This is a genomic window from Micromonospora sp. NPDC049903, from assembly GCF_044460945.1.
GTDB lineage: Bacteria > Actinomycetota > Actinomycetes > Mycobacteriales > Micromonosporaceae > Micromonospora.
In genome coordinates this window covers 90,405-114,892 of sequence record NZ_JBITKL010000004.1, presented here as the reverse complement: position 1 = coordinate 114,892, position 24,488 = coordinate 90,405, and the positions used below count along the sequence as shown (strand labels likewise).

Here is a 24,488-nt window from a genome sequence, read left to right as displayed (position 1 = left end):
GGTAGGGGCGGGTGGGACCCGGAAACCCCGAGAAACCGGGCCCCACCCGCGTGGGAGGAAGGTTCAGGTCGTCGCGATCCAGCCGACGCTGCGTGCGGTGGTCGGGTCGGTGGCGCGCAGGCCGGTGTCGGAGACGGTCCAGAGCACGTCACCGATCACCAGCGACCGGCGCACCGGGGACCACATCCCTCGGCTCTCGCGGTCTGTCGCCGGATGGGTCACCTCGCCGATCTCGCGGATGCTGTCGCCGCCGACGCGCAGCAGCCGGATGCCGGCGTCCACCGGCAGGGCCACCAGACCGCTGTCCGGTCGGTACAGGAAGGCGTGCGGGTCGTACTCGGCACCGGACCGTCCCCGGGGCAGGTGCCACTGGTCCAGCCGGTACGGGCGGCCCGGATCGCGTACGTCGAAGAGGGACACCTGTACGCCCTGGGTCCGACCCCGCGTGTCGGCCTCCTGGCCGACCCCGAGCAACCGGCCCTCGGGCAGCGGGTGCAGGTAACCCGAGTACCCGGTGATCTTGAGTTCGCCGGTGACCCGGGGCGCGCCGGGGTCGGTCAGGTCGAGCGAGTAGAGCGGGTCGGTCTGCCGGAAGGTCACCACGTACGCCACCGGGCCGAGGTAGCGCACCGAGTAGATCCGTTCACCCCGGCCGAGCCCGCCGACCATTCCGGCGGGCACCAGTGATCCGCCCTCGCGGCGCAGCACCCGCACCGCGGACTCGGAGGTCCGGCCCTCTGCCCTGCCGCCCCAGACGTCACCGGTGGTGGTGGCCACCCGCAGGTGCCCGTCCCACTCCGACAGCGCGTACTGGTTGATCAGCCAGCCGGGCACGGTGCCCGAGGCGACGAAGCGGGGACGCCCCGGGGCTGCGGTGTCGAACTGGTGGATCTCGGTGACCTCGTCGAACGCCGCTGGACGCGAGCGGGCCGGCTCGACCATCGGACGGCGACCGGCGAGGTAGAGACTGGTCGCGGTGCCGTAGACGGTGCTCGCGTCGGCCACCACGCCGACCGGGTCGCCGTCGCCGAGACGGTCGGTGGCCAGGTCGAAGCTGAGCACGGTCAGCGTCGACGTGCCGGTCATCCGTTCCGGGCGGCTCAGCCGGTCGCAGCCGATCCGCCCGCTGTGCCGTTCGGCGCCCGCCGTCCACTCGTACTCGGGCAGCCAGGCCTCGATGCCCGCCCGCGCGATGACGGCACGGTTGCGTGCGGTCCGCTCCCGGTCGCTGCCGGTCCGCTCGAACGGGAACTCCAGGCGGGGTGCCGAGTTCACCACCACCCGGGCGGTCGTGCCGGCCAGCCGGGCGTCGATGGTGCGGCCCTGGATCCGGTACGTGCCGAGCACCCGGGGTGCACCGGAGAGGTCGACCAGGACCAGCCGGGTGTCGTCGACCGGGCCCCGGATGCGACCCGCGACGCCGGTGGGCGTCGCGCGCGGGGTGGCCTCGGTCAGGACCAGCGCCCGGTCACCGAGCAGCAGCAGTCGCTGATCCCTCCAGCGCAGGCGCTCGTGGCCGTCGGTGAGGTCGAGTTCGCCGGTGATCCGCCGGCTGGCCGGGTCGACCACCCGCAGGACGCCGCCGGTGGTCGTGACGATCCGCCGTCCGTCGGTCTTGACCAGGTCCGGCTCGTCGACGCCGACTTCGTGGTTGTTGGTCGTCGAGTGCTCCGGCGCGGCTCCCGTCGGCGCGGGAAGGGCTTCGGCACCCTTCGCCACGTCGCCGGCCCCGAGGGCGGCCCGGTCGCTGAACGTACGCCAGCCGCCGCCGAAGCCGTAGGGGCCGACCGAGGCGGTGGCCGCCGCGCGCAGCTCGGTGAGGGCGTCCGCGCAGGAGTCGAAGGAGACCAGGCCGACCGGCACCATCCGCGGCCCGTCGGTGCCGATGGGCAGTGTCACGACCGGTGGCGCCGACACACTGCCGGCGAGCAGCGCCAGTGCGATCAGCGTGCCACCGGCCGCGGTGGCCTTGGTTCCCCGTGTCATGCGCGGTTCGACGCGGCGTCCGGCGCTCCGGTTCCCCGACCGCTGGCATCGGCCGGGGAACCGGAGGTGGACGGTGAGCTAAGTGGACGGCAGCCAGGCGAGACGCTGGTTCAGCTCGTGGAGGGTCCGACGCCGGGGGACTCCACCAGCCGGGAGAGCACGATGGTGCTGCGGCTGGAGGTGACGAACGACTCGGCCCGCAGTCGTTCCAGCGCCTCTTCGAGGTGGGCGATGTCGGCGGCCCGCAGATGGACGAGCGCGTCGGCCTCGCCGGAGACCGTGTACGCCCCGACGACCTCGGGGTGACGGCGTACCGCCGCACCGAGTTGGGCCGGGGTGGTGCGACCGGCGCAGAACAGCTCGACGAACGCCTCGGTGGTCCACCCGACGGCGGCCGGGTCGACGATGGCGGTGAATCCGCGGATCACCCCGGCCGACCGCAGCCGGTCGACCCGTCGCTTGACCGCCGGAGCGGAGAGTGACACCCGGGTGCCGATGTCCGCGTACGACGCGCGGGCGTCCGCGACGAGCAGCGCAATGATTCGTTGGTCGACGGCGTCGATCTGCAATGTTCTGCTCCTGAGAAGCAATGTTTGCGGCTGTTACTAAAGTGGCAGCCTACCTACCCTTGGTCACCGTGAACCAGCAGCGAGTACCGCGAAAGCGGACATATCTCATGTGCTCGCCCGAGTATTTCGCGGTCGAGTACGCGATCAACCCGTGGATGGACGTGACCGCCTCGGTCGACCCGGAACTGGCGGTCAAGCAGTGGGACCGCTTGCGGGAGACCCTGGTGGGCCTCGGCCACGAGGTGCACCTGCTGGCTCCCGAGGCGGGCCTGCCCGACATGGTCTACGCCGCCAACGGCGCGTTCACGGTGGACGGCACGGCCTACGGAGCGCGGTTCAAGCACCCGCAGCGGGCCGCCGAGGCCGCCGCGCACCGGGCGTTCTACGAGTCGCAGGGCTGGCGGTTCATCGCGCCGAACGAGACCAACGAGGGCGAGGGTGACTTCGCGTACCTGCCGGAGGCGCACGGCGGCCTGGTCCTGGCCGGGTACGGCTTCCGCACCGAGCTGCCGGCGCACGCCGAGGCACAGGAGGCGCTCGGCCGTCCGGTGGTGTCGTTGCACCTGGTCGACCCGCGCTTCTATCACCTGGACGTGGCGCTCGCCTCGATCGACGACGGCAACGTCGTCTACTACCCGGGCGCCTTCTCCGCCGCCAGCCAGCGGGTGCTCGCCCAACTCTTCCCCGACGCGGTGGTGGCGGACGACGACGATGCGCTGTCGTTCGGGCTGAACCTGGTCAGCGACGGCGCCAACGTGGTGCTCAACAGCGAGGCGACCCGGCTCACCGGCCGGCTCAAGGCGGCCGGCTACACGCCGGTGCCCGTGGAACTGGCCGAACTCAAGAAGGGCGGTGGCAGCGTGAAGTGCTGCGTCGCCGAGCTGCGGCCCTGATCCGACGCTCCAGGGCCGGCCATCGCACCGGTCCGGCCCTGGGCATCGTGTCGAGACTCAGCCGAGCGTGGCCAGCTCGTTGACCAGCACGTTGGACAGCAGTTGGCCGTCGCGCTGCACCTCGCGCAGGTACCACTTCTGCTGCGGGGTACGCGGCTGGTTGAACTGCCACGCGCCGCGCGGGCTGTCGATCTGCCCGATCCGGCCGAGCGCCAGGTTCACCTCCTGCGCCGTCGGCGTCTCACCGGCGAGGCGGATCGCCTGGTCGAGCACCTTGGCCGCGTCGTAGGAGGCCATCGCGTACGTGGTGGGCGAGGCGTTGTGCTTCTTGCGGTACGCCGACGCGAAGCGACGGTTCGCCGCGTTGTTCAGGTCGGCGGAGTAGTTCAGGGCGGTCCGGATGCCGAGCGCGTCGTTGGCCGGCCGGATGCTCTCCAGCACCGTGCCCTCGGTGAGGAACCCGGGCGCGTAGATCCGGCCCCGGAACCCGGCGTCGCGCAACTGCATGACGAACTCCACGGCCGCAGCGCCGGAGTAGAAGCAGAAGACCGTCGACGGGCTGCGGTTCAATGCCTGGTTGATGTCGCTGACGTAGGCCGTCTTGCCGGGGTTCGGGTTGCCGGTGGTCCAGATCACCGGGTCGGAGATCCTCGGGTCGGACTCGCCGAACTCCTGGCGGAAGCCGCGCAGCACGTCCTCGCCACCGCCACCGCCCTCGGGCAGGATGATGGCCACCCGGTCGGCCGTACCCAGCTCGTCCTTGAGGTAGCGGCCGAGCGCCCGGCCCGCCTCGTCCAGCACGTACGACGTACGCCAGATGTAGACGACGCTCTGCAGGCTCGGTGGCGAGGCGTTGGAGCCGATCAGCGGTACCCGGGCCTGCTCGACCGCGTCCCGGATGCCGAACATGACGGCGGAGCTGGCGACGCCGGTCATCGCGAGCACGTTCTGTTCGAGCAGGCTGCTCACGGCGGCCTGACCGGACTTCACGGTGTCTCCCTCGTCTGCCGAGACCAGATTGACGGGGTGACCGCCGAGACTCCGGTCGTTCAGGTCGAGGTAGAGCTGGAAGCCGTTGGTGAGTTCGTCGCCGATGGCCTTGTTCGGGCCGGCCTGCGGCGCGATCAGACCGATTTTGATCGGACTGCCGCCGGTGGCGGTGGTGGTCCCCTCGTCGCCGTCCGTGCCACACGCGGCGACGAGGCTCCCTGTTCCGAGCGCGGCCAGCAACTGTAGTGCTCGCCTGCGGTTCATGTGCGACACCGGGTTCCCTTCAACACGCGTTGCCTAGGCGGGTGCGCCCCATCGGCGTTCTACCTGCTTCGCGACGCTGCGTCAATGATTAATGATCTTCGCCAAGAGACCGCAACGCGCTGGTTACCTTGGGCCAGACCGTCGCCTCGGGGTCGATGAGCCCGAAATGCTCACATCCCGAAAGCTCTACAAGGCGCATATCGGCCCCTGCTGCCTGGTTTGCGGCCACGTAAGCCCTGCTCATGGCGACCGGAACCTGTTCGTCGAGAGTGCCGTGCATCACTACGGTGCGTGTCGGGAGCGGTACCACGGATCGCGGGTCGGCAGCCGCGTAACGGTCGGGTACGTCCCCCGGACCACCGCCGAGCAGCGCCGCCACCGCACCCCCGTCCAGGTCGAGCCGGTACGCCTCGGCGAGGTCGGCGACCGGCGCGAGAGCGAGCACCCCGGCCACCGCCTCCGGCACGTGTCGCGCCGCGTGCAGGGCGAGGTGGCCACCGGCGGAATGACCGACCAGGACCGCTGGCGTCGGCGTCACCAGACCGGGCAGCGCCTCGTCCGCCAGCCGGGGCAGCGCGGTCACCGCGGCCAGGACGTCCTCCGGCGTACCGGGCCATCCGCCACCGGGTTGCCCGGTCCGCCGGTACTCCACCTGCGCCACCGGGTGACCGAGCGCGGCAAGCGCGGCGGCCATCGAGTCGGTGTGCCGTCGGTCGTACTCGTGGCGCCAGAAGCCCCCGTGCACCACGACCACCAGCCGTCGGGGCGGCCCGGTGCCGGACGGCCGGCGCAGGTCGGCGACCTGGTCGGGGTGCTCGCCGTAGGCGACGGTGACGTCCGGGGCGGGAGCGGGCCGGGTCAGCACGGCTCGCGGGTCGGAGGTCATCGGCCGACCGTAGCGCGGAACGTGCCGCATGCGCCGTCGGGTGCGACGCACGGTGACCAGGTCGGCGGACGGGCGGAACACACGGTGACCGGTGCGCCGGGCCGACGGGCGGCGACGGCGGCCACTGGGTAAAGATGGGTGCCATGACCGAAGCACACTCAGCTGGACAGAACGACGAGCCTGGCCTGGACGGGGCCGGGCACTCCGGCACGGTGGTGGTGGTCGGGCCGGACGGCCGGCCGGTCGGCACCGTGCAGACCGACGACGGCCCCGGCGAGGACCCGACGCGCCTGGTCGAGCAGCCGGCCAAGGTGATGCGGATCGGCAGCATGATCAAGCAGCTCCTGGAGGAGGTGAAGGCGGCTCCGCTCGACGACGCCAGCCGGCACCGGATGCGGGAGATCCACGAGCGCTCGATCGTCGAGCTCAAGGAGGGGCTGGCCCCCGAGCTGCGCGAGGAACTCGAACGGCTCTCGCTGCCGTTCGCCGAGGACCAGGCGCCCAGCGAGGGCGAGTTGCGGATCGCCCACGCCCAGCTCGTCGGCTGGCTGGAAGGGCTGTTCCACGGCATCCAGGCCGCCCTGGTGGCCCAGCAGATGGCCGCCCGGGTGCAGCTCGAACAGATGCGTTCCGGCCGGCAGGCGCTGCCCAGCGGTCCCGGCGGCGGGGCCGTGCTGCCCGGGATGCCGGGCATGGGCCAGCCGGGCGGTGGCGAAGGACACAGCACCGGTCAGTACCTCTGACACCGCACGCGGCGTGCGACCCCGCCGGGTCGCACGCCGCGTCGCGCTCAGTCGGCCCCGAAGACCTTCTCCAGGTACGCGGCCACACCGTCGGTGGAGTTCGTCGAGGTGACGTCGTCGGCGATCGCCAGCACGGTGGGGTGCGCGTTTGCCACCGCCACCGCCCGCCCGGCCCAGGTCAGCATCGGTACGTCGTTCGGCATGTCGCCGAAGGCCAACACGTCGGCCGGGTCGACGCCGATCCGGTGGCAGTACCAGGCCAGCCCGGCCGCCTTCGTCACCCCGGCTGCCGAGATCTCCACCAGCCCGGAGTTCGACGAGTGGGTGGCCTCCGCCAGCCCCGCCAACGCGGCCGAGATCAGCTCGGTGAACCGGTCCGGATCCTGGTCGCCGGCTCGGACCAGCAGCTTCACCGCCGGCACCGACAGCAACTCCTCCGGTTTGTCCACGACCCGGATGGCCGCGTCACCGGCCTCCCAGCGCACGGGATAGTGCGCCTCGTGCCGCATCTCCCGGCTGTCCACGATCTCCACCGCGAGACTCACGTCCGGCACCTCCGCCCGCAGGCGCTGGGCCACCTCGGCGAGCAGATCGGGAGCCAGCGGATCGGCGCGCAGCACCTGGTCGTCGACCGGGTCGTAGACCACCGCGCCGTTGGCGCAGACCGCCGGCAGCGGTTCGGCGAGCTGGTCGTACACGAGCCGGAGCCAGCGGATCGGACGGCCGGTGACCAGCACGACCGGCGTGCCCTGGTCGGAGATCCGCGCCAGCACCGCGGCGGTGTGCGCACTGAGCGTGCGGTCGTCGCGGAGCAGCGTGCCGTCGATGTCGGTGGCGATCAGGCCGGGCGTCGCGTCCATCACCTGGACAGTAGCCGGTCGAGGTAGACCGCCACCCCGTCGTCGTCGTTACGGAGAGTGATGTCATCGGCGGCGGCCCGCACGCTCGGGTGCGCGTTGGCGACGGCGACCCGGGCCCACCCGGCCCACTCGAACATCGGCAGGTCGTTCGGCATGTCGCCGAAGACCAGCACCTCGGCCGGGTCCACGCCGAGGGACTGCGCGACCACGGTGAGGCCGGAGGCCTTGTCCACCCCGGGCGGGCAGATCTCGATGAAGCCGAGCCCGGCCTGGGTGACCGTGGCCAGGTGCGGCGGCACGATCTCCCGAGCGACCGCCAGCAACTCGTCGACGTGGTGGTCGGCGGTACGCGCGAACGCCTTGATCACGTCACCGGCGAGGCACTCGTCCCGGGTACGGACTTCGAACCGGTCCTGGTAGGGCCAGTCCGGGTGGTAGTCGCCCCAGAGCGGGGCGTCGTGCTCGTCGGAGGCCTCGACCATCACCGTCAGGGGGCCGACCGCGACCTCCAGATCGGCCAGCAGGGCGGCCAGCACCTCGCTCCCGAGGCGCTCGTCGCGCAGCACCACCGGCCCGGCCGGGTCGCTCTGGTCCACCACCCGGCCGCCGCCGGCCAGCACCAGGAAGTCCGCGGCACGGATGTCGTTGCGGGTCAGTTCGGTCAGCCGGGGGCCGCGCCCGGTGGCGCCGACCACCGGGATGCCGGCGGCACGCACCCGGTCGAGAACCTCGTGGGTGTACGCCGAGACGGTGTCGTCGCTGCGGACGAGCGTCCCGTCCAGGTCAGTGGCGATCAGCTTGGGCAGGCCCGGGCGGGTCATGGTTCCTCCTTCGCCCGCCGCCGTCGCAGCCAGCCGGTCGCCGGTAGGCGACCCGGCGTGACGGCGGGCAGCAACCGTACCTCGGGAAACAGGTCGCAACCATGGCTTCCCGGCGAATCGGATGCCAACGGACGGCGCACCGAAGATGACGTTCGGCCAGGCCCCCCGCCGCACTGTCGACGCGCGGCGCGGCGCGCATCCGGCGCTCGTTCGGCGCGGCTCGGCGCTCATCCGGCGCTCGGCGCGGCGCGGCTCGGCGTTGAGATGTTAGGAAGGGACCCTTCCTATACACCAGGCGTTAGCAGGGGACCCCTCCTTACACCTCAGTCGGGCGGGGCCTCACGGGCGAAGGGCACCGTCGGGCTGACGGTGATGTCGGCCGGCGGACGTCCCTCGTCCGGATCCACCTGCTCGGACCGTCGCCGGGAACGCCGGGACGTCGACTCCGGGGAAGCGTCGTCGGGGCCGACCGGCTCACCGCTCGACGGCGTCTCGGCCCCGGCGGGGATGGTCCGGACGAGCGCGGCGGCGAACAGCAGCACGGCCGCGAAGGCCATGAACAGACCACGCCCGTGCTCGATGCGGAGGCTCTCCTCGCCGGAGTAGTACAACAGGCTCCGACGGGTCGCGTCGCCGAGCGACGACGTGGCGGCGGCGAGCAGCGCGATCATGCCGGCCGCGAGCGCCAGGCCGGCGATCCGGGCGTTGACCTGCGCCGACCTGGTGCCGCGTAGCGCGAGCGCCACCGCGCAACCGAGCACCAGGAGACCGACCAGGTAGCCGGTACCCATTCCGCCGATCTCGGCGACCCCGTTGGTCACCTCCAGCGGACTGGCGGGGTCCGGGCCGGTGGGGATGTTCATGGTCACCCACTCGCCGAGCAGCGAGGCGACGGCGGCGGCCGCACCCAGTCCGGCCAGCAGCATCGGTACCCGGTGGTCCCGGCCGAGGCCGGTGACGGCCCGCCGGAGGCGGCTTCCGCCCTCCGACTCGTCCGCCGTACCCCATTCGAGGACGCTGGCACCGTCGGCGCGTTCGTCCTGACGAGGGATGGGGAGGTCGTTGGTCATCGTTCGCCCTCTCCTCGGAGCCTGGCCGCCCCGGAAGGCGCTGACCAGGTCGGCGGGTCCGCGTGAATCATTCCACAGCCGGCCGGTGACGTCGGGTTCCCGGCGGCGAGCCTCGCTGGTCGGTCGCCTGTCGGCGTCGGGTCGACTAGCGTCAGGTGCATGCCTATCCGTACCGCTTCCGCACGCTGGCAGGGCAACCTTCCCGAGGGCTCCGGCACGATCCGTACCGGCAAGGGCGGGTTGCAGGGGAACTACTCCTTCAAGTCTCGTTTCGAAGAGGGAGAGGGCACCAACCCCGAGGAGTTGATCGGCGCCGCGCACGCCGGCTGCTTCTCGATGGCCTTCTCCAAGGCGCTCGCCGACGCCGGGACCACCGCCACGTCGGTGGAGACCACCGCCACGGTGCACCTGGACAAGACCGACGCCGGAATGACGGTGACCCGCATCGAGCTGGACACCGTCGGTGACGTCCCCGGCATCGACGAGGCGCAGTTCGCCAAGCTGGCCGAGACCGCGAAGCAGAACTGCCCGATCTCGCGACTGCTGTCGCCCGGCGCGGAGATCACCCTCACCGCCCGCCTCACCTCCTGACCACCCCGCGCTGATCTCGCGCCTCCGGCACCCCGGCACACCGTCCGGGGCCTCGGAGGCGCGAGATCGCGCGTCGGGTGAGGAACAATGAGGGCGTGGCGGTCGAGATGGAGCGCGAGCGGTTCGAGGAGTTGGTGGGGGAAGCGCTGGACGAGGTTCCGGAGGAACTGCTGGCGCTGATGAGCAACGTGGTGATCCTGGTCGAGGACGACCCGCCCCCCGGTGAGGACCTGCTCGGCCTCTACGAGGGACACGCGTTGACCGACCGGGGCTGGGACTACGCCGGAGTCCTACCGGACCGCATCCTGATCTACCGCAACCCGATCCTGCGGATCTGTGACACCGACGACGACGTCATCGACGAGGTGGCGGTGACCGTGGTGCACGAGATCGCCCACCACTTCGGCATCGACGACGCGCGCCTGCACGACCTCGGCTGGGGCTGACCCACCGACCCTCTTGCGGTGCTGCCCTACCGTCTCGGCCAGACACGGCGAGTACGGGAGGAACCCATGCGTAGCGAGCTGTTCTCAGCGGCGAACCTGGAGAAGGAGTCCGCGCAGCCCGGTATGCGGCTGCAGAACGCCAAGATGTTGAAGATCGAGCTGAACGGCGAGGCGATGGCCCGCGTCGGCTCGATGGTCGCGTACCAGGGGCAGGTGCAGTTCCAGGCGCTCGGCTCCGGTGGTATCGGCAACTTCCTCAAGCAGAAGCTCACCGGCGAGGGTGTGCCGTTGATGAAGCTGACCGGTCACGGCGACGTCTTCCTCGCCGACTTCGCCAAGGACGTGCACGTCATCGACCTGGAGCCGGGCGACGCCCTGTCCATCAACGGGTCCAGCGTGCTGGCCTTCGACTCGACGTTGAGCTACGACATCAAGATGGTCGGCGGCGCGGGCATGGCCTCGACCGGCCTGTTCAACTGCGTCTTCTCCGGTCACGGCCGGATCGCGGTCACCACCCGGGGCACCCCGGTCGTGCTCAGCGTCGACGCACCCACCTACGTGGACCCGCAGGCCGCCGTCTGCTGGTCGGCGGGGTTGCAGACCGGCTACCACCGGGCCGACCAGCTCGGGCTCGGCACGCTGCTGGGGCGGACCACCGGTGAGGCGTACACGATGAGTTTCGCCGGGCGCGGCTTCGTCGTCGTCCAGCCGTCCGAGGAGCCGCCGGTCATGGGCAGCGGCCAGCAGGAGCAGGGCGGGGTGCTCGGCGGCCTGTTCCGCTGAGCCCGGTCGGTCAGCCCAGCTCGCCCGCACGGAGCCGGGCGAGCCAGGCTGCCGCGTCGGTGTAGTCGGCGTCGGAGAGTCCCGCCGGGGCCGGCACCGGCCGTTCGCCGGCCGTGCCGTCCCACCGGTGTCGGGGGTACGAACCGAGGAAGCGGACGTCGGCGCAGACCCGCCGGAGTCCCTGGAGGGTCTCGCCGAGCCGGTTGTCGGCGACGTGGCCGGTGCAGTCGAGGAAGAAGACGTACCGGCCCAGCGCCTCACCGGTCGGCCGGGACTCGATCCGGGTCAGGTTGACCCCGCGTACGGCGAGTTCCATCAGCACGGACAGCAGCGCGCCCACCTCGTCGTGGGCGATGTAGACCGCCAGCGAGGTCACGTCGTCGCCGGTGGGCGGCGGAGGCGGTCCGGGGCGGGAGAGCAGCGCGAACCGGGTGACCGCATCCGGATGGTCGGCGATCTTGTCGGCCAACACGGCGAGCCGGTGCCGGGCCGCGCCGATGGGTGCGCAGATCGCCGCGTCGTACTCACCGGTGGCGGCGCCGGCAGCCGCCGCCCCGTTGGAGAGCACGTCGACCACGACCGCGTCGGGCAGGTGTGCCCGCAGCCACCCCCGGCACTGGGTGGACGCCTGCGGGTGGGCGGCGACGCTGCGGATGGTCGGCAGCAGGGTGCCCGTGCGCGCGCCGAGCACGAACTGCACCGGCAGGATCACCTCGCGGGTGATCACCAGAGGTTCGCCCTCGGCCAGTTCGTCCAACGTGACCCCGACCGCGCCGCCGATCGAGTTCTCCAACGGCACCAGCGCGGCGTCGGCGTCGGCGGTGCGTACCGCCTCCATGGCCTCGCCGACGCTGCGGGCCGGTGTACGGCTGCCCCGCTCCGCGGCGGGCAGGGTACGCAACGCCTGCTCGGCGAAGGTGCCCTCGGGCCCGAGGTAGACGAAACGGGTCGGCGGCGTTCCCGGCATGGCGAACAGCCTACGCACCCGCCGAGGGTGTGGACGCCGATGGCGTCGGTGACTGCCCGGACGGCGTCGGCGTGGGCACCGGTGGCGGAGAGGGCACGGGCGCCACCGGTACCGGCACCGACCCCTCGTCGCCGCAGGCCAGCGTCCTGATCCCGACGGGCGCGGCCACGCGTACCTCGACCGAGCAGACGTCGGTGCCGGCGGTGACCAGCCGCAGGGTGCCGGCCTGGTCCCGGGTGACCACCTGGAGCGGCTCGTAGCCGGTGACGTCGATGCCGGTGAAGTGCCAGCCGGCGGCGCAGAGCGGCCCCCTGGTGACCTGCACCCGCGCGTTGCGGGGGAGCAGTCCGTCGCGGCCCCGGACCAGGTCGACGATCCGTTGCCGGGACGGCTGGCCGGGGCAGGCGACCGCGACCAGGCCGGCGTCGGTCGACGTGACGGTCGGTGCGGCGCTGGGCGGTTCACCGAAGGGCGGTGGTGTCGGGGTGGCCGACCCGGCCGCGGCCGTGGTGGGCGGCGGCGTCGGCAGGGTCGACCCGTCGCGCGGGTCCGGCGGTTCGCCGCAGCCGGCCAGCAGGAGTATGGCCAGCCCAGCGACTGCGGGCAGCCGGGTACGGCCCCGGCGGGCGCCCGGTCGGGCGGGCCGGCGGCCGGGGGCGGCACGACGGATCGGGGTGGGCGACACGGGGATGATCCTCGATGGGGGGCGAGCGTCGGGAGCGGCCGGAGCCGAGCCCATGGTAGGAGGATCCGCCGCCGACGTGAAGGTCCGCCGGGTACGCGGTGCCCGGGTCAGAGCTCGGAGAAGAAGGTGAGCGAGCCGGCGACGGCCCCGTCGGCGAGCACCGGAGTGGAGATGGCGTCGACGGTCGCGTCAGAGACACCCTCGGTGGTTGCCATGATCCGTAACAGGCCACGGGCCATCCGGCCGGAGGCGAGCGCCAGCAGCGGCGGGATCTTGTCGATGTCCGGCTCGGCCAACTCGCCCCGGTACGCGGTGAAGTCGAGCAGCCGCAGGCCGCCGTCGAGCAGCGGCAGCCCGATGACGTCCTCGGGGGTGCCGAGGCCGAGCAGATCACAACCGGCGGCGGAGACGGCCACCACGCGGCTCTCGGCGTCGATCAGCAGGCAGGGCTCGTCGGCACTGGACACAGTGGCCGCCCACCGGCCGATGTTGTCGTACCCCAGCTCTGTCGGTGTTCCCGGGTCGGGCACGAACACTTCCGAGAGCGAGAGTTCGACGTGGGCCACCGCGCCTCCTATGCACACCGACGGAACGTCCACGCTAGCCGGTCGTCTCGGCCACCGCTGACCGCGCTGGTATCCACGCCATCGGTGCTGATCGCTGCCGGTCTGCGACGGCGCGGCCGGCCGGTGCGGAGTGCAGGGGCCCGGCCGCGTGGCGTCGCCGCAGACGTTACCGCCGGGTGGCCGGCTTGTCAGCGGCCATTCGGCCGTCCTCATACCACCGGTAGTCGGCTGCTGGCGGATAGCCGCCGCTCATCCACGTCCCGGGGTGCTGCGCGACCCGGGAGAGCTTCTCGGCGGTGGCCGGGCTGATCCGGTTGCCACCGGCGACGAGCATCCGGTCGAGCTCCCGGTGGGTGGCCATCAGACAGTCCTTGGGCAGGCCGTAGACGCTGATGACGCCGGAGCCCACGAAGGTGAGCACCGGCGTCACCGGGATCGGATGGCCGACCGCGCTGGTCAGTGCCTTGCTGGCGCGTCGGGCGTCGCGGCGGGCCTCGGCCACGTACGGCGGGCGCTTGCCGTTGATCTGCACCACGTCACCGGCGACCAGGACGCGGGCCCGGCCGTGGTCGGCGATGGTGACGGCGAAGAGTCCGCTCGGGCCGATGGCGAGGAACCCGGCCCGGTTGTCGTCGCTCTCGTCGAGCAGGGCGTCCGCGGCGTCCGTGCGCGGCCAGTCGATCACGTGCCACGCGGGCCCGAGATGGTCGAGTTGACCGAGCGCGCGGGCACCGGCGGCCTCCAGCCGACGAGCGCCCCGCTCGGCGCGACGTCGGCGGGCCCACTCCAAGGGCGACGGACGCGGGGCCGCGACCACCCCCGGCGCCTCGACCCGAGGGTGTGGCACCGCCGCTTGCGGCAGCGCCCGGGCGGACGGTACGGCTCGACGAGCGGGGAAGACAGTCATCGCGACCTCCGGCAAAAGGTCCCTCGAAGTTACTTTCTCACTACCCTACGTTGCGGGTCCCGGTAGTCGGCAAGCCGGAACGCCGGAATGACTGTGGATGAATGCCATATTCACCCACAGCTGTTTTATCGGATGCCGCCAAACCCTGCCCTAGGCTTCGGGTGTGACCCACTACGTGGACAGTGAGGTCGGTCGGCTCGGCACCGTGCTGCTGCACCGGCCGGGGCCGGAACTCGCCCGCCTGACCCCGCGCAACAACGACTCCCTGCTGTTCGACGCCATCCCCTGGGTGGGGCGCGCGCAGGAGGAGCACGACGCCTTCGCCGCCGCGCTGCGCGAGCGCGATGTCGAGGTGCTCTATCTCACCGATCTGCTCACCGAGACCCTGGCCGTGGCGGAGGCCCGCGCCGAACTGACCGAACAGGTCCTCGCCTCGCCCCGGCTCGGCGACACCCTGCGCGCCCGGGTCGCCGCGCACCTGACCTACCTCGACCCGGCCGCGCTCGCCGGCGTCCTCGTCGCCGGCCTCGCCCACGAGGAGCTACGGCTCGGCGGTGACCGGCGCGGTGGCCTGGTCTACACGCTGATGGACCGGCACGACTTCGTCATCGCGCCCCTGCCGAACCTGTTGTTCACCCGCGACTCGTCACTGTGGATCGGCGGGCGGGTCGGCGTGACCAGCCTGGCGATGCCCGCCCGGCGGCGGGAGACCACGCTGACCGACGCGATCTACCGGCACCATCCGCGCTTCGCCGGCACCGAGTACGTCTACCGGCCCGACCTGGAGCACCTCGAAGGCGGCGACGTGCTGCTGCTCGCCCCCGGGGTGCTCGCCGTCGGGGTCGGCGAGCGGACCACCCCGGCCGGTGCCGAGCGGCTGGCCCGGCAGGTCTTCGCGGCCGGGCTGGCGCACACCATCCTGGTGGTGCCGATCGCCCAGGAGCGGGCCACCATGCACCTCGACACGGTCTGCACCATGGTCGACGTCGACGCGGTGCTGATGTATCCCAACGTCGCGCACTCGCTGTCGGCGTACACGGTGATCGCCGGGACGGACGGCGACGACCCACGGGTGGACGGCCCGGCGCCGTTCCTGCGGGCCGCCGCCGACGCGATGGACCTCGACCAGCTCCGGGTGATCGACACCGGGCTCGACCCGGTGACCGCCGAGCGGGAGCAGTGGGACGACGGCAACAACACGCTGGCGCTCGCGCCCCGGCTCTGCGTCGGCTACGAACGCAACGTGGAGACCAACGCCCAGCTCGAACGGGCCGGGATCGAACTCATCCCGATCGCCGGCTCCGAGCTGGGGTCGGGTCGGGGCGGCCCGCGCTGCATGTCCTGCCCACTGCTGCGCGAGTGACGACGCGGGCAGGCCCGGGAGTAAGGAAGGGCCCCTTTCTAACGTCTCCGGTAGAGCAGGGGTCCCTTCCTAACACCAGAAGCGCGCGCTCAGCGCAGGGTGAGCTGGCGACCCAGCAGGCCCTGACGGGACCGGCGGGCGGCGGCGTCGAGCGGTTCGGTCTCCGCCAACGCCTCGGCGTACCGCTTGGCGAAGTCGGCGACCGGCGCCTCCCACTCGGCGGCCGGGGTCTCCTCGGGCAGATCCCAGACCGGCACCAGCCGACCGTGGGCACGGAACATGCCGGCGAACTTCGTCCCCTCGCCGAGAGTCAGCGAGCCGGCCGCACCCAGCCGGGCCAACGCGTCCAGCGCGGCCTCCTCGGCCTCGGGCAGGACCCAGCGCACGTGCGCCTTCTCCGGCACCTGGCACCAATACGCCGACCGCGCCGCCGCCAGGCGTACGGTCGGGTAGATCGCCGCGTTGGCCCGTTCGAGGGACGCCTGCACGGTCGGGTCGTCGACGGCCTCGGGGACCAGCCAGAACTCGAAGCCCTCGTGCAGGGTGACCGTCAACGGACCGTCGACCAGGATGTCCTGGAGCCGTGGCCCGGGACCGGGCAGCGGCGGCACCTGGACCGGGGCGCCCGGCTCGGTACGCAGCGCGCAGAGCAGCGACTCGGCCAGGTCCCGGGACACGTCACCGGACTGCTGGTGTCGCTGGAGCCCGACGAACACCTGCCCGTCGGCGCGGCTCATCGCGGGGGCGGCCATCGGCAGCACGGTGGCCAGCGCCACCGGCCGGTCGCCGTACTCCTCGACCAGCTCGGGGGTGAGCCGCAGCGGTGCGGAGGCGGCGGGCACGAGTTCCCGCAGCGCGATCCACTCCGGCTCGTCGGTCAGCCCCTCGAAGGGCCGGGGGACGAAGACGTCCCGCACCTTCTCCCGCTTCGGGGTCGTCGGCGCGGCGGCCCGCTGGTTCTTTCGACGCTTGCTCACGGCGACACAGCCTAGAGGCCCGGGCGCGATGCCGGGGGCCGGACCCGCCCTGCGCGGGCTCAGCCGGCGACGACCAGGTCCGGTCGTTCGGGGACCGGGTCGAAATCGGCCCAGACGCTCTGCCCCAGACCGTCCCGTTCGACCCCCCAGCGGCTCGCCAGGCCGGAGACGATGTGCAGGCCCCGGCCGTCGGCTGCGTCGATGTCCGCCGGACGGATCCGGGGCGTACCGGTCGCGCCGCCGTCGGTGACCCGCAGCCGGACGTGCGCCCCGTCGTCGGTCGTCATCAACCGCCAGGCCACCCGGACCACTCCACCCGGCAGCGGGTCCGCGTGCCGGACGGCGTTGCCGACCAGCTCGGCCAGGACCGCGACGAGATCCGCGAGCACCACCGGGGACACGACCTCGGCCAGTTCGGCGGCGAGGCGGTGCCGGGCGGCGCGCGCACCGCTGGCGTGGTGCGGTACGACCACACACCACGCTCGTTCGACCGCTCCCGTCGACACGTCCCGCCCCTCTTCCGCCCCGGTGACCCCCACGATCACCTACGGGGCAGCCGCACCTCTGCGACCGTACCTCCACCAGTTCTCGGTCGGAGGAATACCCATCCATTCTGCTGTTCAACGATCCGGCGGACGAGATAGAGGCCGAGTCCGGTGCCCGGATAGCGACGATTGTCACCCGAGTCGCCCTGCCAGAACCGGTCGAAGGCCCGTTCGACGTGCTCAGGGCGTACGCCGATGCCCCGGTCGCTGACCCGGACGCAGACGGTCGGCCCGTCCGAGGCCGCGCTCACCTCGATCGGCGAGCCGGGTGGGGAGTACTTGCCGGCGTTGGTGACCAGCTCGGTCAGCACGGTGACCAGGCTCTGCCGACGCCCGATCGCCCGGGGCAGGTCGGCCGGGAACTGGAGGGTCGCCCGACGACGCAGCTCACCGGGCAGGTTGGCGACCGCCCCGCGCAGCGTCTCGCCGAGGTCGAACGGCACCGCCGGCCCGTCGTCCGGCCAGGCCTCGGCGGCGGAGGAGAGCAGCCGGTCGAGCAACCGGGCCAGCTCGTTGGCGCGCTGGCCGATGACCTGCGCGGCCTGGCGTCGGTCGGCGTCGCTGAGCGACTCCCAGTGGTCGTTGAGCGTGTCGGCGTACCCCTTGATCACGGTCACCGGCGTGCGCAGCTCGTGACTGGTCACCGCGACGAAGAGGTCCCGCTCGTGGTCGTGCCGTTGCTGGTCGGTGATGTCCCGGAAGGTGACCACCCGCAGCGCGCCCGGACCGGGCAGCTCACCCGAGGTGACCCGCAGCCAGCGTCCGTCCGGCAGGCGGTGGTCGAGGACCTGCCCGGACGGGGGCACCGGGAAGGGCAGCGGCTTGTTGATCGCCTCGGCTGCGGACCGGCCGGTGACGTCGGCGGCGGCCGGGTTCCAGAGGCGTACGTGGGCGTCCCGGTCGACGACCGCCAGCCCGTCGGCGAGAGCCGCCACCACCGGGCCGTCGCCGTGCACCGGCAGGCCGCTCTGGTCGCCGTACATGTGCGCGATGCAGGCGCCCAGGAATCCGACCACGCCCCGCTGCTCCGGGCCGGGCTCGTCGTCCCCGGCCCGGTACAGGGCCTGGAGGCTGCCGACGGCGTGCCCGCCGATCTCCGCCCGGGAGGCGACCATCCGGCGCAGGCCGCGATCGGTCAGCTCGTCGGCGAGCTGGCTGCCGAGCCGGTCGGTGCGTACGCACTGCACCCGGGGGCCGGCGAGCAGGCAGGCGGTGATCGGGTCGCTGGGTGGCAGTGGACGTCCGATGGTCCACTCGGCGGCACCGGTGGCGGCGATCACCCGTCCGCCGCTGGGAGCGAACTCGACGAAGGCCATGCCGGCGGCACCGAGTGCCGGTTGCGCCACCCGCAGTAGCTGGGTCAGTACCGGAAGGCCCGCGTCCCCCGAGTTGATCATCTCGATGACGACGGTGTGCCCGGCGATGAGAGCCGAGTAATCGGTACGGTCCGTCATGTCCCCGAGTGTGCACCTCCGTTCACCTTCTTCGGCACCCCCGACGGTCGGTTATCCCCTCAACCGGGCCAGCGTCTGCGCCGGGCGGTCGGTGATCACGCCGTCCACCTCGGCGGCCAGCACGAGATCCAGGTCCGCCGGCTCGTTGACGGTCCAGACGTAGACCTGGTTGCCGGCGGCCCGCAGCGACGGCACCAGCGCCGGACGTGCCCGGACCAGGCCGATCCCGGGACCGGCGATGCCGACACCGAACGGCAGCCGGCCCAGGCGCAGCCAGCGGGGCAGCACCTCCAGCAGCAGTACGGTCGGCAGCGCCGGGGCCAACGCCCGCATCCGGCGTACGGCCAGCGGGGAGAAGGACATCACCGTCACGCGTACCGGGTCGTCGGGGCGCGGTTCGGTCAGGCCGTACCGGCGCAGCAGGGCGACCAGCCGGCGTTCCACGTCGCCGCCGTAGCGGGACGGGTGTTTGGTCTCCACCAGCAGCCGCACCGGCCGCCCGGCGGCGAGGACCGCCTCCAGCAGCCGTTCAAGGGTCAGCAGCCGGGTCCGCGAGTCGTCGAGCACCTCGTCCCCGTCGGCCGGTACGCAGCCCGGGTGCCAGGAGCCGAAGTCCAGCTCCTCCAGCTCGGCCAGGGTACGGGCGCTGACCAGGCCGCGACCGTTGCTGGTGCGGTTCAGTCGGCGGTCGTGCACGCAGACGAGGTGGCCGTCGCGGGTCAGCCGGACGTCGCACTCCAGCCCGTCGACGCCCTCGTCGAGCGCGCGCAGGTAGGCGGCGAGGGTGTGCTCCGGCAGGTCGTACGACGCGCCACGGTGCGCGAAGACGAGCGGGGTGTGCACGGCCGTTACAGGACCCGGCCCGGTTGGCCGTTCGAGTCGACCACCGGTCGTCCGGCCGCCTCCCAGTCGCCCATCCCGCCCTCCACGTTGCGCACCTGGTCCCAGCCGTTGTGCATGAGGTAGGCGACCACCTGGGCGGACCGTCCGCCGGAGCGGCAGATGACCGCGACGTCCCGGTCGTCGGGCACCTCGGCGATGCGCGCCGGCAGTTCCATCATCGGCAGGTGGTGTGCGGTGGGTGCGTGACCCGCCTCCCACTCGTCGTCCTCCCGGACGTCGAGCAGGTAGGTCTCGTCGTTGATCTCGGGCACCGTCATGGTGGGTACGTGGGATCCGAACACGGCTACCAAGCCTAGAGGGCCGTCGGGGCGATCGCGTAGGCCGGCGGGTCAGAGCCGGGTGACCCAGTGCGGATGGGCACCCGCCCACTGCGGCATCCGGGTGCCCCGGACCGCCTCGAACAGTCCCTCTCCGCCGTTGTCGAGCACGACGTAGGAGACCTGGTCGATGGTCTGCGGGTAGGACGGCACCTGGACGCCGCGCAGCGCGTCGGTGGAGAGGCCGCGCAGCGCCAGCAACAGGTCCTCCACGGGTACGCCGTTGGTGTCCACGGTCAGCGAGCCGCCGACGGCCTGGACGAGCCGGTGCAACTGGACCGGATTCTCGCGGAGCCGGGTCTCCCCCGCCCGTTGCAGCATCGCCCCCAGCAGTTGCTGCTGGTGGGTCTGCCGGTCGTAGTCGCCGCCGGGCAGGTCGTAGCGCTGACGGACGTAGTCCAGCGCCTGGGCACCGTCCATCCGCTGGCAGCCGGGCGAGAAGACCCGGTCGGTGTGGATCGAGCGCACCTCGGTGCGTACGCACATGGTCACCCCGCCGAGCAGGTCGATGACGCTGCGCAGACCGGCGAAGTCGACCAGGGCGGCGCCGTCGAAGCGGATGCCGGTGAGTCGGGTCAGGGTGGCCGAGAGCAGCCGAGCGCCGGCCTCACCGCCGCCGCCGTACTCGTACGCGGCGTTGACCTTGTCCTCCCCGCCCGGGTAGCCGGACCCGGGCGGGATGTCGACCAGCAGGTCACGCGGTACGGAGACCAGGTAGCCCTCGCGCAGCCCGGCCGGTACGTGCACCATCAGGATGGTGTCGGTGCGCTGTTCCGGGCCGGTGTCGTCGGGGCGGCGGTCCGAGCCGACGAGCAGGTAGTTGAGCGGGCCGTGCCGGTCGGTGCGGTCGGCGCGGGCGCTCGGGTCGAGCAGTTCGGCCCGGGTCATGGTGCGCTCGTACCGGTCGGCGAGCACCCGGAGGCCGACCACGGCGACCGTGGCCAGCAGCACCACCGCCAGCCCGATCCCCAGCAGTGCGCGTGGCCAACGCGGGTGCCCGGACTTGCCGCCCGCTGCCCGTGGTCCGCCGTCGCGTGCCCTCCTGGCCGTGACGTCCTCCCCGCCCGTCTGACATGAATCTTCTTCATGTCAGACTACGGACGGTGATGGCGGCGTGACGGCGGTTTCCGGGTACTCCCGCCGGTCACTTCCGGCTGGAGATCACCTCGGGGTTGTAGAACACGAACTCGGCCAGCTTGTCCTGCTTGACCGCGTGGAACATGTCCAGGGTCTGCTCGCTCAGCGCTTCCCGGCCGCTGTCCGTGCCGTTGAACGTGCCGCCGTTGGTCTTCAGCATGATCAGCTCGTTGCCGGTGACCCCGCGCATGGTGAAGACGAAGTCCTCCACCGAGACGCCGCCGGTGTCCAGGATGAACGCCTTGCCGGCCGCCTTGATCAGCTCGTTGAGCTTGAGCGGGTTGGTCAGCGTGCCGTTCTGGCTGGCCTTCTTCGCCATCGCCTTGATCAGCTGCTGCTGGTTCTGCTGGCGGTCGTAGTCGCTGTTGGCCAGGCCGTACCGCTGCCGGGAAAAGTCCAGCGCGGCCCAGCCCTCCATCTCCTGGCAGCCCTTCTTGTGCACCACCGGGGTCCGCTGCTTGCCGGTCTTCTTGGCGTCCGCGTTCCACATCACCTTGCCGTCCACGTACGACATGTGGGCCGACTTGACCTCCTGCTTCGGGCAGATCCGCACCGAGCCGAGAGCGTCGATGACGTTCTTGAAGCCACCGAAGTTGATGATCGCCGCACCGTCGAAGCCGACGCCGGTCATGCCCTTGATGGTCTGGGCCATCAACTGGGCGCCGCCCTCCCAGCCGCCGCCGTTGCGGGCACCGGCCTGGAACGCTGCGTTGATCTTGTCGGTGCCGCCCGGGAAGTCGGTCTTGGGGAAGGCCGGGATGCGGGCCTCGGTGTCCCGGGGGATCGAGATCAGGTACGCCTGGTCGTGGGTGGCCGGGATGTGCAGCACGATGATGCTGTCCGCGCGTACGTCGTCGGCGGCCCACCGCTCCCGGGCGTCCACGCCCAGCAGCAGCATGTCGATCGGGCCTTCCAGGTTGTTTCCGCCCTCGTCCACCGTCTTGCCCGCCTCGCCGAGCAGGTTGCGCTGCGCGATGTTGCCGGTGGCCTGACCGATCACGGCCTTGCTGCCGACGATGGCGAGGCCGCTGGTCATCATCAGCACGGCGCCGAAGACCAGGGTGATCCGGGCCCAGAGAGGGTCCTTCCGCCGGGTGTGCCCCTTCTTGCCGCTCTTGCCGGACTTCTTGCCGGCTGAGGAGGGCGAGGGGTTCGATGCGCCAGGCGGATCGAGCAAGGAGGGGCTCTGAACCGGCATGCGTGCTCCAGCTCGTGAATGTGGGGGGCGGGAACACTTTACGGACGCAATCCCGCCGTGGCGAGTTCGTCTGACGCTCAGTTACCGTTCTCCGCCACGTCATCCTGGGGAAATGGACAAACGGGCAGAACAAAATGGACGATCGACTATTGGCTCCCAGGATTTTCACAGCAGAAATCGGGCTTCTCGGTCACGCGCGGTGAGCGAGAAGCCCGACTGCCGGCCGGTGGCGTGATTAGCCGTTACCGGCCCGTGACTCCTTGTTCGCCTTGACCCAGTCGGTCATCGTGTCGCCGGACATCGCGCGGTACATGGCCAGGGCGTTCTCCCGGTCGGAGACGACCACCGACTCGCCGTTGATGGTCTGGCTGCCCAGGTGCGGGCTGGTGACGAACGTCAGGTTCTCGCCTCGCAGGTTGCGGAACTGCACCGCCATGTCGGTCAGTGAGAAGCCCTGGTCGACCGTGACCGCGTCGGTGACCGACCGGAGGAACGCGTTGAGCTTCTTCGGGTTGGTCAGCGTGCCGCTGCTCGCCGCCTTGTCCATCAGCGCCCGCAGGAACTCCTGCTGGTGGCGCATCCGGGCGAAGTCGCCGTCCGGGAACTGCTTCCGCTGCCGGATCCAGTCCAGCGCCTCGGTGCCGTTCATCTGGTTGGTGCCCTTGGTGAACTTCCGGTACGGCTTGTGGATCGAGGTGATGGTCCGCTCGACCTCCAGTTCGACGCCGCCGAGCGCGTCGGTGACCTGCTTGAAGCCCCCGAAGTCGATCGCCATGACGTGGTCGATGTGCACGTCGGTGAAGCACTCGACGGTGCGTACCGCCAGCGGCAGGCCGCCGAACGCGAACGCCGCATTGATCTTGCGACGCTGGCCGGAGTCACAGTCGGAGGCGGCGCTCTCCGGGATCGGCACGTACAGGTCGCGGGGGATGGAGACGAGGTACGCCTCCTGGTGGTCGGCGGGGATGTGCATGACGATGATCGTGTCGGCGCGCCACTCACCGGCCTGGTCCATCGGCGCGTCCGGATCCCGCGAGTCGGTGCCCACCATCAGGATGTTGAGCGCACCGTCCACCGCCTTCGCCGGCCGTCCGCCGGTGATCTCCGAGAACGGGTCGGTGCGGGCCAGGTTGTTGTCCAGGCTGCGGGCGTAGAACCAGGCGCCGACGCCGCCGAGCAGCGCCAGCACCAACACCACGACGCCGGTCAGCAGGGCGATCCGGCCCCACCGCGGGCGGCGGCCACGAGGCGGCGGCGGACCGCCGGGGCCGCCCGGCCCCACCGGGCCACGCGGACCGCCCGGCCCACCGGGTGCCTCGTCGTACGCCGGGAACCGGCTGGTCTCGTTCGCTCGGGCAGCGCGTCCGCCCCGGCCCGAGCCGGCCGGTACCGCCGCGCGCCCGGCGCTGCGGTGCAGGTGGAGGGCCGGCAGTGCGGCGGAGTTGGTGGCTGACATGTAACTCAGGGTACGCAGGCCCCGCCACTGTCGCCCGTCGTGAAACCCGGCCGGTGCCGGCCCCGGTGCTACCCGATCCGCTCGCGGAAGTAGTCGATCGTGCGTCGCAGGCCGACTTCGGGCGCGACGGAGGGCTCGTACCCGAGGACCTCGCGGGCGAGGGTCAGATCGGGACGGCGCATCTCCGGATCGTCGGCACTGCGCGTGACGTAGGTCACCTCGGACTTGCTCTCGCAGAGCGACACGATGGTCTCGGCCAGTTGCCGCATGCTCATCTCGTGCTCGGTGCCGCAGTTGACCGGTCCGCTCTCGGTCGAGTCGAGCAGCAGCAGGATGCCCCGGACGAGGTCCGCCACGTAGCAGATCGAGCGGGTCTGGTTGCCGGTGCCGTGCACGGTGATCGACTCACCGCGCAGCGCCTGGGAGATGAAGGTCGGGATGGCCCGCCCGTCGTCCGGCCGCATCCTCGGACCGTACGTGTTGAAGATCCGCACGATCGCGGTGTCCACGCCCCGACTGCGCCGGTACGCCATCGTCGCGGCCTCGGAGAAGCGCTTGGCCTCGTCGTACACGCTGCGGATGCCGATCGGGTTGACGTTGCCCCAGTACGTCTCCCGCTGCGGGTGCTCCTTCGGGTCGCCGTACGCCTCGGAGGTCGAGGCCAGCAGGAACCGGGCACCGTCGGCGGCGGCACGCTCCAGCAGGTGCAGGGTGGCCACCGAGCCCACCCGCAGGATCTCCACCGGCAGCTTCTCGAAGTCCGTCGGGCTCGCCGGGGACGCCATGTGCAGGATCGCGTCGAACCGCTCGGCCAGCGCGGGATGATCCGGCAGCCCGTCGGAGATGTCCGCCTCCACCAGAGTGAACGACGGTTCGTCGAGCAGATGGGCGACGTTCTCCTTCGACCCGGTGACGAAGTTGTCCAGTGCGACCACCGTGCACCCGCGACCGATCAGGGAATCCACAAGGTGCGACGGGACGAAACCGGCACCGCCGGTGACCAGGATGCGGTGACCGGGACCAAAACGCTGCTCAACCTTCACGCCGACCAGAGTAAAGGAGGGGTCCCCTGCTAACGCCTCGCGTAGTACAGGGGACCCCACTAACACTC

General features: G+C 71.6%; 25 protein-coding genes and 1 pseudogene. 6 read left to right on the top strand and 20 right to left on the bottom strand.

Annotation, left to right across the window (positions count from 1 at the left end):
- Nucleotides 1–63 precede the first annotated feature (63 nt).
- Together ACIBO1_RS10210 and ACIBO1_RS10205 are read right to left on the bottom strand one after the other, a co-directional pair.
- Entirely contained in the window at nucleotides 64–1,986 is a 1,923-nt protein-coding gene (locus ACIBO1_RS10210) for a beta-propeller domain-containing protein (protein ID WP_396743603.1), read from the bottom strand.
- A gap of 110 nt (nucleotides 1,987–2,096) precedes the next feature.
- Nucleotides 2,097–2,555, bottom strand: a complete 459-nt coding sequence (locus tag ACIBO1_RS10205) for an Lrp/AsnC family transcriptional regulator (protein WP_350698030.1) — start codon at nucleotides 2,553–2,555, stop codon at nucleotides 2,097–2,099.
- A 59-nt stretch (nucleotides 2,556–2,614) separates the two neighbouring features.
- On the opposite strand from ACIBO1_RS10205, the gene ddaH reads away from it, so the two are divergent.
- Nucleotides 2,615–3,448, top strand: a complete 834-nt coding sequence (gene ddaH / locus ACIBO1_RS10200) for a dimethylargininase (RefSeq protein WP_396743600.1) — start codon at nucleotides 2,615–2,617, stop codon at nucleotides 3,446–3,448.
- Nucleotides 3,449–3,505: 57 nt separating this feature from the next.
- Here the strand turns inward: ddaH and ACIBO1_RS10195 are convergent, their stop codons facing one another.
- Together ACIBO1_RS10195 and ACIBO1_RS10190 are read right to left on the bottom strand one after the other, a co-directional pair.
- Nucleotides 3,506–4,711 (bottom strand): ABC transporter substrate-binding protein, encoded by a 1,206-nt coding sequence (locus ACIBO1_RS10195; protein ID WP_396743597.1) that lies wholly within the window; start codon nucleotides 4,709–4,711, stop codon nucleotides 3,506–3,508.
- Nucleotides 4,712–4,790: 79 nt separating this feature from the next.
- Nucleotides 4,791–5,588: an alpha/beta hydrolase family protein gene (locus tag ACIBO1_RS10190; RefSeq protein ID WP_396743594.1), complete on the bottom strand. Its 798-nt coding sequence runs from the start codon at nucleotides 5,586–5,588 to the stop codon at nucleotides 4,791–4,793.
- A gap of 134 nt (nucleotides 5,589–5,722) precedes the next feature.
- Here ACIBO1_RS10190 and ACIBO1_RS10185 point away from each other — a divergent pair, with 134 nt between their 5' ends.
- On the top strand, nucleotides 5,723–6,331 hold the full coding sequence (locus tag ACIBO1_RS10185) for a bacterial proteasome activator family protein (protein ID WP_396743591.1): 609 nt from the start codon (nucleotides 5,723–5,725) through the stop codon (nucleotides 6,329–6,331).
- 47 nt (nucleotides 6,332–6,378) lie between these two features.
- Here the strand turns inward: ACIBO1_RS10185 and ACIBO1_RS10180 are convergent, their stop codons facing one another.
- From ACIBO1_RS10180 to ACIBO1_RS10170, 3 genes are all read right to left on the bottom strand, one after another.
- Complete coding sequence (locus ACIBO1_RS10180; protein WP_396743588.1) at nucleotides 6,379–7,191, bottom strand: HAD family hydrolase; 813 nt, start codon at nucleotides 7,189–7,191, stop codon at nucleotides 6,379–6,381.
- Nucleotides 7,191–8,012: an HAD family hydrolase gene (locus ACIBO1_RS10175; protein ID WP_396743586.1), complete on the bottom strand. Its 822-nt coding sequence runs from the start codon at nucleotides 8,010–8,012 to the stop codon at nucleotides 7,191–7,193. The genes ACIBO1_RS10180 and ACIBO1_RS10175 overlap by 1 nt, the downstream gene beginning before the upstream one ends.
- Before the next feature lie 323 nt (nucleotides 8,013–8,335).
- Entirely contained in the window at nucleotides 8,336–9,082 is a 747-nt protein-coding gene (locus ACIBO1_RS10170; RefSeq protein ID WP_396743583.1) for a hypothetical protein, read from the bottom strand.
- Nucleotides 9,083–9,241: 159 nt separating this feature from the next.
- On the opposite strand from ACIBO1_RS10170, the gene ACIBO1_RS10165 reads away from it, so the two are divergent.
- The 3 genes from ACIBO1_RS10165 to ACIBO1_RS10155 all read left to right on the top strand — a co-directional run bounded on the left by ACIBO1_RS10165 (nucleotide 9,242) and on the right by ACIBO1_RS10155 (nucleotide 10,902).
- Nucleotides 9,242–9,673, top strand: coding sequence for an OsmC family protein (locus ACIBO1_RS10165; protein WP_350698038.1), 432 nt, complete (start codon nucleotides 9,242–9,244; stop codon nucleotides 9,671–9,673).
- 107 nt (nucleotides 9,674–9,780) lie between these two features.
- Nucleotides 9,781–10,119 (top strand): metallopeptidase family protein, encoded by a 339-nt coding sequence (locus tag ACIBO1_RS10160; RefSeq protein ID WP_117228335.1) that lies wholly within the window; start codon nucleotides 9,781–9,783, stop codon nucleotides 10,117–10,119.
- Between the two features lie 66 nt (nucleotides 10,120–10,185).
- A complete protein-coding gene (locus ACIBO1_RS10155; protein ID WP_396743579.1) occupies nucleotides 10,186–10,902 on the top strand; it encodes an AIM24 family protein in 717 nt (238 codons plus the stop codon).
- A gap of 10 nt (nucleotides 10,903–10,912) precedes the next feature.
- Here the strand turns inward: ACIBO1_RS10155 and pheA are convergent, their stop codons facing one another.
- The 4 genes and pseudogenes from pheA to ACIBO1_RS10135 all read right to left on the bottom strand — a co-directional run bounded on the left by pheA (nucleotide 10,913) and on the right by ACIBO1_RS10135 (nucleotide 14,027).
- Nucleotides 10,913–11,869: a prephenate dehydratase gene (gene pheA, locus ACIBO1_RS10150; RefSeq protein WP_396744166.1), complete on the bottom strand. Its 957-nt coding sequence runs from the start codon at nucleotides 11,867–11,869 to the stop codon at nucleotides 10,913–10,915.
- Nucleotides 11,870–11,987: 118 nt separating this feature from the next.
- Nucleotides 11,988–12,608: pseudogene (locus ACIBO1_RS10145) on the bottom strand (hypothetical protein); the annotation flags it as partial.
- Between the two features lie 53 nt (nucleotides 12,609–12,661).
- Entirely contained in the window at nucleotides 12,662–13,120 is a 459-nt protein-coding gene (locus ACIBO1_RS10140; protein WP_350698040.1) for a PAS domain-containing protein, read from the bottom strand.
- A 166-nt stretch (nucleotides 13,121–13,286) separates the two neighbouring features.
- Nucleotides 13,287–14,027, bottom strand: coding sequence for a hypothetical protein (locus ACIBO1_RS10135; RefSeq protein WP_350698041.1), 741 nt, complete (start codon nucleotides 14,025–14,027; stop codon nucleotides 13,287–13,289).
- A gap of 163 nt (nucleotides 14,028–14,190) precedes the next feature.
- Here ACIBO1_RS10135 and ACIBO1_RS10130 point away from each other — a divergent pair, with 163 nt between their 5' ends.
- On the top strand, nucleotides 14,191–15,390 hold the full coding sequence (locus tag ACIBO1_RS10130) for an arginine deiminase (RefSeq protein ID WP_396743575.1): 1,200 nt from the start codon (nucleotides 14,191–14,193) through the stop codon (nucleotides 15,388–15,390).
- An 89-nt stretch (nucleotides 15,391–15,479) separates the two neighbouring features.
- Here ACIBO1_RS10130 and ACIBO1_RS10125 read toward each other — a convergent pair whose 3' ends face one another.
- The 9 genes from ACIBO1_RS10125 to ACIBO1_RS10085 all read right to left on the bottom strand — a co-directional run bounded on the left by ACIBO1_RS10125 (nucleotide 15,480) and on the right by ACIBO1_RS10085 (nucleotide 24,420).
- A complete protein-coding gene (locus ACIBO1_RS10125; protein WP_396743572.1) occupies nucleotides 15,480–16,367 on the bottom strand; it encodes a DUF5926 family protein in 888 nt (295 codons plus the stop codon).
- A 59-nt stretch (nucleotides 16,368–16,426) separates the two neighbouring features.
- Nucleotides 16,427–16,840, bottom strand: coding sequence for an ATP-binding protein (locus ACIBO1_RS10120; RefSeq protein ID WP_396743569.1), 414 nt, complete (start codon nucleotides 16,838–16,840; stop codon nucleotides 16,427–16,429).
- Nucleotides 16,841–16,908: 68 nt separating this feature from the next.
- Nucleotides 16,909–18,366, bottom strand: a complete 1,458-nt coding sequence (locus tag ACIBO1_RS10115; protein ID WP_396743566.1) for an ATP-binding protein — start codon at nucleotides 18,364–18,366, stop codon at nucleotides 16,909–16,911.
- A 51-nt stretch (nucleotides 18,367–18,417) separates the two neighbouring features.
- Entirely contained in the window at nucleotides 18,418–19,209 is a 792-nt protein-coding gene (locus ACIBO1_RS10110; protein WP_396743563.1) for a glycerophosphodiester phosphodiesterase, read from the bottom strand.
- Nucleotides 19,210–19,214: 5 nt separating this feature from the next.
- Nucleotides 19,215–19,550, bottom strand: coding sequence for a rhodanese-like domain-containing protein (locus tag ACIBO1_RS10105; RefSeq protein WP_350698047.1), 336 nt, complete (start codon nucleotides 19,548–19,550; stop codon nucleotides 19,215–19,217).
- A 48-nt stretch (nucleotides 19,551–19,598) separates the two neighbouring features.
- On the bottom strand, nucleotides 19,599–20,537 hold the full coding sequence (locus tag ACIBO1_RS10100; protein ID WP_396744163.1) for an LCP family protein: 939 nt from the start codon (nucleotides 20,535–20,537) through the stop codon (nucleotides 19,599–19,601).
- A gap of 193 nt (nucleotides 20,538–20,730) precedes the next feature.
- Nucleotides 20,731–21,921: an LCP family protein gene (locus ACIBO1_RS10095; protein ID WP_396743560.1), complete on the bottom strand. Its 1,191-nt coding sequence runs from the start codon at nucleotides 21,919–21,921 to the stop codon at nucleotides 20,731–20,733.
- A 235-nt stretch (nucleotides 21,922–22,156) separates the two neighbouring features.
- Complete coding sequence (locus ACIBO1_RS10090; protein ID WP_396743557.1) at nucleotides 22,157–23,377, bottom strand: LCP family protein; 1,221 nt, start codon at nucleotides 23,375–23,377, stop codon at nucleotides 22,157–22,159.
- 68 nt (nucleotides 23,378–23,445) lie between these two features.
- Complete coding sequence (locus ACIBO1_RS10085; RefSeq protein WP_396743554.1) at nucleotides 23,446–24,420, bottom strand: NAD-dependent epimerase/dehydratase family protein; 975 nt, start codon at nucleotides 24,418–24,420, stop codon at nucleotides 23,446–23,448.
- Nucleotides 24,421–24,488: the final 68 nt, after the last annotated feature.